Origin of the sequence: Streptomyces sp. UW30 (assembly GCF_008042075.1) — a bacterium.
Taxonomy (GTDB): domain Bacteria; phylum Actinomycetota; class Actinomycetes; order Streptomycetales; family Streptomycetaceae; genus Streptomyces.
Genome location: NZ_RDBN01000091.1, coordinates 1 through 1,295, shown reverse-complemented (window position 1 = coordinate 1,295; position 1,295 = coordinate 1). Strand labels below are relative to the sequence as shown.

Annotated in this window: 2 protein-coding genes; one reads left to right on the top strand and one right to left on the bottom strand. The window is 64.6% G+C overall.

Annotated features, from left to right (window positions below; translation table 11 throughout):
• On the bottom strand, nucleotides 1-229 hold a 229-nt coding region (locus EAO75_RS46845), incomplete at its 3' end, for a hypothetical protein (protein WP_222724040.1).
• A gap of 41 nt (nucleotides 230-270) precedes the next feature.
• On the opposite strand from EAO75_RS46845, the gene EAO75_RS44140 reads away from it, so the two are divergent.
• Nucleotides 271-1,295: acetyl-CoA carboxylase biotin carboxylase subunit family protein (locus EAO75_RS44140; RefSeq protein WP_410092905.1), on the top strand; the 1,025-nt coding region annotated here is incomplete at its 3' end.

The window sequence follows — 1,295 nt, the reverse complement described above, 5'->3', positions numbered from 1 at the left end:
GGTCCGTTTCGACGGCAGGGTCGTCGGCATTTCCAATGTCCGCTGCGTCATTCAGGACTGCACCCAGGCCATGGGCGCAGTCCACCCGGACGGTGCCATGGTCGGCACCAAGGGTTTCGCAGGAGTCTGCAGCTTCACCACTCCAAGTTGCCGCCCGGACCAGGGACCACTGGCCCCAACGTTCAGCATCCCGGTCGTGCCCCCGTGCTCGTCCGAAGAACAGATCCACTTCAGCGGCCTCGTCCGCTGCGTCCTCTCCGGAGAGAAGTCATGCGTCCCTGTCTCCTGCTCGTCGATGGCCGACCGGGCACCTTCACCGATCATGTCCTGAGCCGAGACGATCTCGACCTCGTGCTCTTGAGGTTCGAAGAACACCTCTCCTCACTGCCCACTGACCACCTGCTGCGCACGGCGGACATCCCCACGTTCACAATCGCCGTCGACGCCGACATCCGGCGGGAGGCTGAGCGCTACCTCACTTGGGTGGCGGGGCTCCGGGTACGACCGGCCCACTTCTGCAACCCACAGGAGCCCCTACAGGAGATCTCCCAGCGGTTCGCCGGCCTCGTTGGCCTGCCGCACCTCGACGCCGAGCAGGTCGCCTGGGTCCGGGACAAGACCGCAATGAAGCGGCGGTTCCTGGAAATCGGCATCCCCTGTGCGGAGTTCTCCGAGGTCGCGGATGGCGACGAAGTCCTGGGCTTCGCTGCCGCGCACGGATGGCCACTCATCCTCAAGCCGGTTGATGGCTGGTCATCTATCGATACCTACAAGCTCAACGACGAGCACGATCTCGCGAGGCTCCTTCCACTGCCTCCCTCACGGCGGTGGATGGTGGAGGAGTTCCTCACTGGACGCGAGTACCAGTTGTGCGCTCTCGTCGCTCACGGACGGGTCCTCGACACCTACGTCTCGTGGACGCCGTGCGCGCTGCTGGAGACCATCTACGGCGGCATCAACGGCTCCATCAGCCTCGGCGTCGACAATGAACTGGGCATCGACGAGCAGGAGACAGGGACGCATGACTTCTCTCCGGAGAGGACGCAGCGGACGAGGCCGCTGAAGTGGATCTGTTCTTCGGACGAGCACGGGGGCACGACCGGGATGCTGAACGTTGGGGCCAGTGGTCCCTGGTCCGGGCGGCAACTTGGAGTGGTGAAGCTGCAGACTCCTGCGAAACCCTTGGTGCCGACCATGGCACCGTCCGGGTGGACCTGCGCCCATGGCCTGGGTGCAGTCCTGAATGACGCAGCGGACATTGGAAATGCCGACGACCCTGCCGTCGAAACGGACCA